The sequence below is a fragment of the Streptosporangium sp. NPDC050148 genome (genome assembly GCF_055586505.1).
This window is the reverse complement of record NZ_JBVJIA010000011.1, coordinates 5,051-14,867: the sequence shown is the minus strand read 5'-3', so window position 1 is coordinate 14,867 and position 9,817 is coordinate 5,051. Positions and strand designations below refer to the sequence as shown.

Annotated in this window: 3 protein-coding genes; 2 read left to right on the top strand and 1 reads right to left on the bottom strand. The window is 71.2% G+C overall.

What is annotated here, in order from left to right; translation table 11 throughout:
* Nucleotides 1–193 precede the first annotated feature (193 nt).
* Nucleotides 194–1,486, bottom strand: a complete 1,293-nt coding sequence (locus ACZ6RT_RS14505; RefSeq protein ID WP_470153839.1) for an extracellular solute-binding protein — start codon at nucleotides 1,484–1,486, stop codon at nucleotides 194–196.
* 579 nt (nucleotides 1,487–2,065) lie between these two features.
* Between ACZ6RT_RS14505 and pulA the strand changes: the two genes are divergently transcribed.
* Nucleotides 2,066–7,765 (top strand): pullulanase-type alpha-1,6-glucosidase, encoded by a 5,700-nt coding sequence (pulA, locus tag ACZ6RT_RS14500; protein ID WP_470153838.1) that lies wholly within the window; start codon nucleotides 2,066–2,068, stop codon nucleotides 7,763–7,765.
* A 179-nt stretch (nucleotides 7,766–7,944) separates the two neighbouring features.
* Nucleotides 7,945–9,687 (top strand): carbohydrate-binding module family 20 domain-containing protein, encoded by a 1,743-nt coding sequence (locus ACZ6RT_RS14495; RefSeq protein WP_470153836.1) that lies wholly within the window; start codon nucleotides 7,945–7,947, stop codon nucleotides 9,685–9,687.
* Nucleotides 9,688–9,817 lie beyond the last annotated feature (130 nt).

Sequence of the window (9,817 nt, the reverse complement as noted above, 5' to 3'; positions counted from 1 at the left end):
ACCGACGAGCGCCGGTTCGCGCTCGGCGTGCTCAACGCGGCCCTAGGCGGCGGCATGTCCCCGCGCCTCCCCCCCCCCCCCCCTCACCCCCCCCCCCCCCCCCACCCCCCCCCCTCCTCCCCCCCCCCCCCCCCCCCCCCCCCCCCCGGTCCCTGGTCGTGCTGCTCACACGTCCAGTCGAGAGCGCCACGGCTCAGCTCCAGTCCTTGAAGATGCCGCGGTACTGGCCGTCGACCTTCTTGAGCATGTCCTCGGGGGTCGTCTTGCCGCCGACCAGCGACTGGTAGCCCTCCAGCAGCGGCTGGAAGAGCTGGCCGCCCTCGGGGATCCACGGCCGGGGGGCCGCGGTGTCCATGATCGGCTTGAAGACGGCGACGTCCTTGTTGCCCTGCACGTCGGGGTTGTCGTAGGCGGAGGTCCGGGTCGGCAGGAGGCTGATCTCCTTGGCGACCTTGGCCTGGGCCTCGGGGGTGCTCATGAAGCGGACGAACTCGTAGGCGGCGTCCAGCTTGGGGGAGCCCGCGTAGATCGCCAGGTTCCAGCCGCCGGTGGGGGCGCCGGCCTTGACCGAGCCGGCCGGGACCGGGGCGATGCCCAGGTTCTCCTTGTCCTTGAACTCCTTGCCCTGGTAGATCTCGGCCAGCGCCCACGGGCCGTTGTAGATCATCGCGGCCTTGCCGTCCTTGAGGGCGGTCATCGCGTTGGCGTAGCTGTCCTGGATGGCGGGCTTGGGCGCGGCGCCGGAGGTGACCAGGTCGGCGACGGTGGCCATGGCCTTGACGTTGGCCGGGGAGTTGACGGTGATCTTCTTGTTCTCCACGTCGAGCAGGTCACCGCCCTCGCCGTACATGAAGGGCAGCAGGAAGTAGGAGTCGACGTTGAGGGCCAGGCCGTTGACGCCGGTCTTCTTCTTGACGTCGAGCGCGACCTGCTTGAGCTCCTCGACGGTGGTGGGGGCCTTCTCGTGCCCGGCCTCGGCCAGCAGCTTCTTGTTGTACAGCAGCGCCAGGGTGTCGGTCACCTGCGGCACCGCGTACGTCTTGCCCTGGTACTTGGTGCTGCTCAGCGGGCCGGGCAGGAAGTCGGACTCGTTCTCGACGGCGCGGGTGCCGTCCAGCGGCTGCAGGTAGCCGAGCGAGGCGAACTGGGAGGTCCAGGCCACCTCGGAGCGGATCACGTCGGGCGCCCCGGCGCCGGCCTGGGCCGCGGTCTGGAACTGGTTCTGCGCCTGGTCGGAGGGGACGTTGACGTACTTGACCTTGATATTGGGGTACTTCGCCTGGAACTCCTTGATGAGCGCCTGGAACGTCGGCCCCTCGCTGTCCGGCCGGACCGTGTCCCACCAGGTGATCTCACCGCTGATCTTCGACGGGTCGGCCGCCGCGGACTGGGCGGGGGCCGCCGGGGCGGCCTCACCGCCACCGCAGGCGGAGACCGCCAGGGCGAGGGCCGCGACGATCGTCGCAGCCGAGAAGGCTCGCCGCATGTTCTCTCCTCAGGTTCAAGGGGGTGGCCGGACATCGAATGACATCGAACGGGATCGAACGGAGCCGTCCGGCCGGTTCTGGAGTACGCCGGACGTTACGCCGACGTGAACCTGAGTGGAAGAAGTTTCTGCAAGAGTCTGCAAAGTCGTTACAAATGCCTCCCCAAGCCGATGATCCACCGATCCATACCGCAAATCCACACACCCGTATTGACCGTCAAATACCTATAAATCCTATTTGTACGGTTTTCAGGGACGGCGCATCTCCCTTCCGGCACCTCGGCTTACCGGATATTCAGAAAATTGCCGCAAGGGATTGCACAGACGTGTCCCAATGAGTAACTTCCGGGCAATACCTCCGAAACAACCTCCGTGGAGGCCCCCGTGGTCTGGCCACTCCCCCCACGGCGCGCGAGAACGACCTCGCTGGCGAGCGTCGCGCTCGTGACAGCCCTGATCACCCCCCTCGCCGCCACCCCGCCCCCCGCCGCCGCGTCCGCCTCCCCCGCGTCCGCCCCGTCGTCAGCGTCCCCGGCGTCCCCGGCGTCCCCGCCGGCCCTATCATCGGGTTCCTCACGGGTGCGGATCTCCGCGCCCGTGGTCTCGCCGCTGAGCCGCGATGCCGAGCCCTCCGACAGGGAGCTGGCCCGGGACGCGCTGCGCGCCGACCTGAGCCGCGAGCGCTTCTACTTCGCGATGACCGACCGGTTCGCCAACGGCGACACCCGCAACGACACCGGCGGCCTGTCCGGCGACCGGCTCGTCACCGGCTTCGACCCCGCCCACAAGGGGTTCTACCAGGGCGGCGACCTCAAGGGCCTGCTCGGCGGGCTCGACTACATCAAGAAGCTGGGCAGCACCGCGATCTGGATCACCCCCGCGTTCGCGAACCGTCCCGTGCAGGGCACCGGCGCGAACGTCTCGGCCGGCTACCACGGCTACTGGATCACCGACTTCACCAGGATCGACCCGCACCTGGGCACCAACGCCCAGATGAAGGAGCTGGTGCGCGAGGCCCACCGGCGCGGGATGAAGGTCTTCTTCGACATCATCACCAACCACACGGCCGACGTCATCGACTACGCCGAGAAGACCTACTCCTACCGCTCCAAGGGCGCCTACCCCTACGTCGACACCGACGGCAGGCCGTTCGACGACCGCGACCACGCCGGCAAGGACACCTTCCCCGAGGTGGACACCGGCTCGTTCCCGTACACGCCGGTCGCGCCGAAGAGGGTCAAGACGCCCTCCTGGCTGAACGACCCGACGATGTACCACAACCGGGGCGACTCCACCTTCAGCGGTGAGAACGACCAGTACGGCGACTTCTTCGGCCTCGACGACCTGTGGACCGAGCGGCCCGAGGTCGTCAAGGGCATGATCGACATCTACCGGACCTGGGTGCGCGACACCGGCCTCGACGGCTTCCGCATCGACACCGCCAAGCACGTGAACATGGAGTTCTGGGAGCGGTTCTCCCCGGCCCTGCGCGGCTACGCCGCCCAGCACGGCAACAAGCGGTTCTTCATGTTCGGCGAGGTCTACTCGGGCGAGCCGGCCTTCACCAGCCGCTACTCCACCCGCGGCGGCATGAACGCCACCCTGGACTTCCCGTTCCAGGAGGCCGCCCGCTCCTTCGTCGGCGGCACCGCGGACGCGACCAGGCTGGCCAGGCTGTACGCCGGGGACGACCACCACACCGACGCCGACGGCAACGCCTCGTCGCTGCCGACCTTCCTCGGCAACCACGACATGGGCCGCATCGGCCGCTTCGTCGCCCAGGACAACCCCGGTGCGCCCGACGCCGAGCTGCTGCGCAGGGACCTGCTCGCCCACGAGCTGATGTACCTCACCCGCGGCCAGCCCGTCGTCTACTACGGCGACGAGCAGGGCTTCACCGGCTCGGGCGGCGACCAGGACGCCCGCGCGCCGCTGTTCCCGGCCAAGGCCGCCGACTACCTCGACGACGACCTCATCGGCACCGGCGCCACCCACGCGCGCGACAACCACGACCCCTCCCACCCGCTCTACCGCGGCATCGCCGCCCTGGCCGGGCTGCGCGACGCCCACCCGGCCCTGGCCGACGGCGCCCAGATCGAACGGCTCGCCTCGGGCGGCGTCTACGCCTTCTCCAGGATCGACGCGAGCAGGCAGGTCGAGTACGTGGTCGCGGTCAACAACGCCGCGCAGGCGGCGACCGCGGCCGTGCCCACCTTCTCGGCGGGCGCCGCCTTCACCCGCGTGTACGGCGAAGGGCCGGCCGCGCTCACCACCGGCGCGGACACGAAGCTGGGACTCACCGTCCCGGCCCTGTCCGCGGTGGTCTACCGGGCCTCGGCCAGGCTCGCCGCCCCGGCCACGGCCCCGGCCGTCTCGGTCGCCCTGCCCGGCGCCGAGATCAGGGGCACCGCCGAGGACGGCCGGATCCCGGTCACCGCGACCGTGCCGGGCACCGGCTTCGACCAGGTCACCTTCGCCGCCAAGACGGGCGACGGCCCGTGGAGGGTCGTCGGCACCGACGACGCGCCCAACGCGGCGGCGACCGGCGGCGGCTCCTCCCGCGTCTTCCGGGTCTTCCACGACCTGCGGGGTCTCGCGGCGGGCACGAAGGTCGCGTACAAGGCCGTGGTGAAGGACTCCGCGGGACGGTTCGCCTCGGCGACGGCGACGGCCACGGTCGGCGCCGAGCCCGCCCCCGAGCAGCCCGGCACGGTGAAGCGCGACTGGCTGGTCGTGCACCACCAGCGCGCCGACGGCGACGGCGACGACGGGGACGGCTGGGGCCTGCACGTGTGGGGCGACGTGGAGAACCCCACCGAGTGGGCCGCGCCGCTGCCGCTGACCGGTGAGGACGACTACGGCCGCTTCGCCTGGATCAGGCTCAAGCCGGGTGCCACCAACGTCGGGATCATCGTCCACAAGGGCGACGAGAAGGACGGCGGCGACCGGATCGTCGACCCCGCCAGGAACGGCGAGGTCTGGCTCAGGCAGGGGTCGGCCGCGACCCACACCTCCCGCGCCGCCGCGCAGGGGTACGCGACCGTCCACTACTCGCGCCCCGACAAGGCCTACGACGGCTGGGGGCTGCACCTGTGGGGCGACGGGCTCGCCGACGGGGTGCCCACCGAGTGGGCCGCGCCCAGGCCCGCGGACGGCGTCGACGCCTCGGGCGCGTTCTGGCGGGTGCCGCTGAAGAACGCGTCGCTCCCGGTGAACTTCATCGTGCACAGGGGGGACGTCAAGGACCCCGGAGCCGACCAGTCGTTCACCCCGGCCACGCAGCCGGACGCCCACGTCGTGTCGGGCTCGGCCACGGTCCACCCGACCCGCGCCGCGGCCGAGAACGTCGCGATCCTGCATTACCACCGGCCCGACGGGAACTATGACGGCTGGGGACTGCACCTGTGGGGCGACGTGGCGGCTCCCACCGAGTGGGCCGCGCCGCTTCGGCCCGCGGGCCGGGACGCCTTCGGCGTGTACTTCCGCGTCCCCCTGACCGAGGGGGCCGCGAACGTGAGCTACATCATCCACAACGGCGACACCAAGGACCTGCCCGACAACCAGGCGCTGGACCTGGCAGCCGACGGCCACGAGGTGTGGCGGGTCGCCGGTACCGAGGGCCATCTGCTGCCCCAGCCGGCGGCACGCGGCGCCGACGCCGACCTGTCGAAGTCCTCGGCGCACTGGATCGACCGCTCCACCGTCGCCTGGAAGATCGACTCTTCGCCGTCGAACCGCTATGTCCTGGCCTTCTCCGGCAAGGGCGGCATCGCCTACGCAGAGGGGGACCTGACCGGTGACCTCAAGCTGATCCGGCTGACGCCCGGCGCGCTGACCGAGGCGCAGAAGGCGAGATGGCCGCACCTGGCCGGGCACGCCGCGTTCACCGTCGACCCGCGCGACACCGACCTGGTGCGGGAGGCCGTGCGCGGCCAGGTCGTGGCAGCCGAACGCGACGTCTCCGGAGCCCTGCTGACCGCCACCGGCGTGCAGCTGCCCGGTGTGCTCGACGACCTGTACGCCGCGGCGGCCGGTGCCGGCCTGGGACCGTCCTGGCGCGGCGGCACGCCCGAGCTGTCGGTCTGGGCGCCGACCGCCCACAAGGTCGAGCTGGCGCTGTACCGCGACCCCTCGGGCGGGCCCCGCACCGTGCACGCCATGCGGCGCGACGACCGCACCGGCGTCTGGTCGGCGCGCGGGCAGCGCGGCTGGAAGGACCGCTACTACACCTTCCTGGTGACGGTCCACTCCCCCGCCGCGGGCAAGGTCGTCGTCAACGAGGTGACCGACCCCTACAGCCTGTCGCTGTCGGCCGGGTCCGGCCGCAGCCAGCTCGTCGACCTGTCCGACCGGGCTCTGCGGCCCGACGGCTGGTCGTCGCGGGCCAAGCCACCGGCCGTGCCCCAGAACAGGGCGTCCGTGTACGAGCTGCACGTGCGCGACTTCTCCGCCTCGGACGCGACCGTCCCGGCCGCCAGGCGCGGCACGTACGGCGCGTTCACCGGCGACTCCGCGGGGATGAGGGAGCTGCGCGCCCTGGCGAAGGACGGGCTGACCCACGTGCACCTGCTGCCGGTCTTCGACATCGCGACCGTCCCCGAGCGCAGGTCGGAGCGGACCGAACCCGACTGCGACCTGGCCTCGATGGCCCCCGACTCCGAAGAGCAGCAGGCCTGCGTCGCGAGGACGGCGGCGAAGGACTCCTTCAACTGGGGCTACGACCCGCTGCACTACACCGTGCCGGAGGGCTCCTACGCCTCCGCCCCGGAGGGGTCGTCGCGGATCAGGGAGTTCCGCGAGATGGTCGGCGGGCTGAACGGGGCCGGGCTGCGGGTCGTGATGGACGTGGTCTACAACCACACCCACGCCGCGGGCCAGGACCCCACCTCGGTGCTGGACCGCATCGTGCCCGGCTACTACCACCGGCTCCTCGACGACGGCAGCGTGGCCACCTCCACCTGCTGCGCCAACACCGCGCCCGAGCACGCCATGATGGGCAGGCTCGTCGTCGACTCCGTGGTCACCTGGGCCCGCGAGTACAGGGTGGACGGCTTCCGGTTCGACCTGATGGGCCACCACCCCAAGGCGAACATGGTCGCGGTCCGCGAGGCCCTGGACCGGCTCACCCTCGCCCGCGACGGCGTCGACGGAAAGTCGATCATCCTGTACGGGGAGGGCTGGAACTTCGGCGAGGTCGCCGACGACGCCCGCTTCGAGCAGGCCACCCAGGCCGGGATGGCCGGCACCGGGATCGGCACCTTCAACGACCGGCTGCGCGACGCGGTACGCGGCGGCGGCCCGTTCGACGCCGACCCCCGCGTGCAGGGCTTCGGCTCGGGGCTGGCCGGGGCGCCCAACGGCTCGCCCGCCAACGGCGACGCCGGCGCGCAGCGGGCCCGGCTGCTGCGCTACCAGGACCTGATCAAGGTCGGGCTGACCGGCAACCTGCGCGACTACGCCTTCACCGCCTCCGACGGGCGGCGCGTCAAGGGCTCGGAGGTGGACTACAACGGCTCACCCGCCGGGTACACCGCCTCCCCCGGCGAGGCCGTCACGTACGTGGACGCCCACGACAACGAGACGCTCTTCGACGCGCTGGCCTACAAGCTGCCGCAGGCGACGGGCATGGCCGACCGGGTGCGGATGCAGTCGCTCTCGCTGGCCACGGCCGTGCTCGGGCAGGGCACCTCGTTCGTGCACGCCGGCAGCGAGCGGCTCCGCTCCAAGTCGCTCGACCGCAACTCCTTCGACTCCGGTGACTGGTTCAACCGGCTGCTGTGGGACTGCTCGGCGGGCAACGGCTTCGGCTCCGGCCTTCCCCCGAAGACCGACAACGAGGACAAGTGGCCCTACGCCAGGCCGCTGCTCGCCGACCCGGCGCTCAAGCCGGACTGCGCGGCGATCGGCGCGGCCCGCGCCCACTACGGCGACCTGCTGAGGATCCGCTCCTCCTCCCCGGTGTTCGGCCTGGACAGCCTGGCCGAGGTGCAGAAGCGGCTTACCTTCCCGACGAGCGGCACCTCGGAGACCCCGGGTGTCGTGACCATGCACCTGGACTCCTCCGGCATCGACCCGCGCTGGAAGTCGATCACCGTCGTCTTCAACGCGACCCCCGAGACGCGGCCGCAGACCGTGGCCGCCCTCTCCGGTGCCCAGGTGACGCTCCACCCCGTCCAGGCGAACGGCGACGACGCCGTCGTGAAGCAGTCGACGTTCGACCCGGCGACGGGCACGGTGACGGTCCCGCCACGCACGGTGGCCGTCTTCGTCCGGCCCTGACCCCGTCCCTTCCTCCCCCGATCCCGTCCCCTTCTCCCCCGGGCGCCCCGGGCCGTGCCGGACGTCCCCGGACGTCTCCGGGCGGCCCGCGGGCGACCACCTGAAAGACCCGCCGGGCCGGGTGTTGCAGCACCCGGCCCGGCCAGGGAACCCGTCCACTGATCTGGAGGCCCCCACCCGTGAAACCCTACCGAGTCATCATTGCCACGGCGTTGAGCGCGCTGGCCGGAGCCACCGTCCTGGTGCCCACCGTGCTGAGCGCCCCCGCCCAGGCGACCCCGCCCACCCCCGGCCCGATCGTCAAGCTGTGGAGCTGGAACTGGAACTCCGTCGCCAAGGAGTGCACCGACGTGCTCGGCCCGGCCGGGTTCGGCGCCGTCCAGGTCTCCCCGCCGAACGACTCGATGTCCAAGGGGGGCACGGTCTGGTGGGACGTCTACCAGCCGGCCCGCTACACCCTCACCAGCAAGTTCGGCAACGAGGCCGCGTTCAAGAACATGATCAACGCCTGCCACGCCGCGGGCGTCAAGGTGCACGCCGACGCCGTCATCAACCACATGACCGGCCAGGGCAGCACCAGCTACGGCGGCTACACCTTCGGCAAGTACGACTACCCGGGGCTGTACTCGGCGGCCGACTTCCACTCCCCCACCTGCGTGATCAACGGCTCGGACTACACCAACGACGCCGGGCGGGTGCAGAACTGCGAGCTGGTCGGCCTGGCCGACCTCAACACCGGCTCGAACTACGTCCGCGACCAGATCGCCGGATACCTCAACAAACTGACCTCGCTGGGCGTGGACGGCTTCCGGATCGACGCCGCCAAGCACATCAACCCCGCCGACCTGGCCGCGATCAAGAGCAGGCTCACCGGGTCGCCGTACATCCACCAGGAGGTCATCCAGGGCAACGGGGAGGCGATCTCCCCGAGCCAGTACACCGGGATCGGCGACGTCCACGAGTTCGTCTACGGCCGCAAGCTCAAGGAGCAGTTCGGCGGCGGGCAGATCAAGAACCTGCAGTCGTTCGGGCAGAGCTGGGGCCTGTCGGTGCCCGGCGACAAGGCCGTGGTCTTCGTCGACAACCACGACACCGAGCGCAACGGCTCGACCATGAACTACAAGAACGGCGACGCCTACCGGCTGGCCAACGTCTTCATGCTGGCCTGGCCGTACGGCGCCGCGCGGGTCTACTCCGGGTTCGCCTGGGGCAACAGCGAGGCCGGCCCGCCCTCGGCGAACGGTGGCTTCGTCACCGACACCAACTGCGGCAACGGACAGTGGACCTGCTTCCACCGCCAGATGACCGGGATGGCCCGCTTCAACCGCGTCGTCAACGGCACCCCGGTCGCCAACTGGTACGACAACGGCAACAACGTGATCGCCTTCAGCCGCGGCACCAAGGGCTGGGTCGCGATCAACAACGAGGGCGCGAGCGTCACCCGCACCTTCACCACCGGCCTGCCCGCGGGGACCTACGCCAACGCGGCGGGCAGCGGCTCGGTGACCGTCGGGTCCGGCGGCACCGCCTCGGTCACCGTCCCGGCCAGGGGCGCGGTCGCCATCCACACCGGCGCCATGGGCCCCGGCCCGAGCCCGACCCCGACGGTGACCCCGACCGCCAACCCCGGCCAGGTCGCCACCACGTTCAACGCGAACGCCACCACGACCTGGGGCCAGAACGTCTTCGTCGTCGGCAACGTCCCCGCGCTGGGCGCCTGGAACCCGGCGAACGCGATTCCGCTGTCGTCGGCCTCGTACCCGGTCTGGAAGGGCACGGTGAACCTGCCGGCCGGCACGGCGATCTCCTACAAGTACATCAAGAAGAACTCCGACGGCTCGGTGATCTGGGAGAGCGACCCCAACCGCTCCTTCACCACCCCGTCGGGCGGTACGGCGACGCGTAACGACTCCTGGCGCTGACCTCTGATCCCGGCGGGGCACGGCCACCCCGTCGCCCCGCCGGCCCCGGGGCGAGGGGGGGGGGGACGGCCGGAGACCGGCACAGGTTGCTGTCCAGGGGGTCGAACAAACCCTCGGCGGTTGCCGAGCC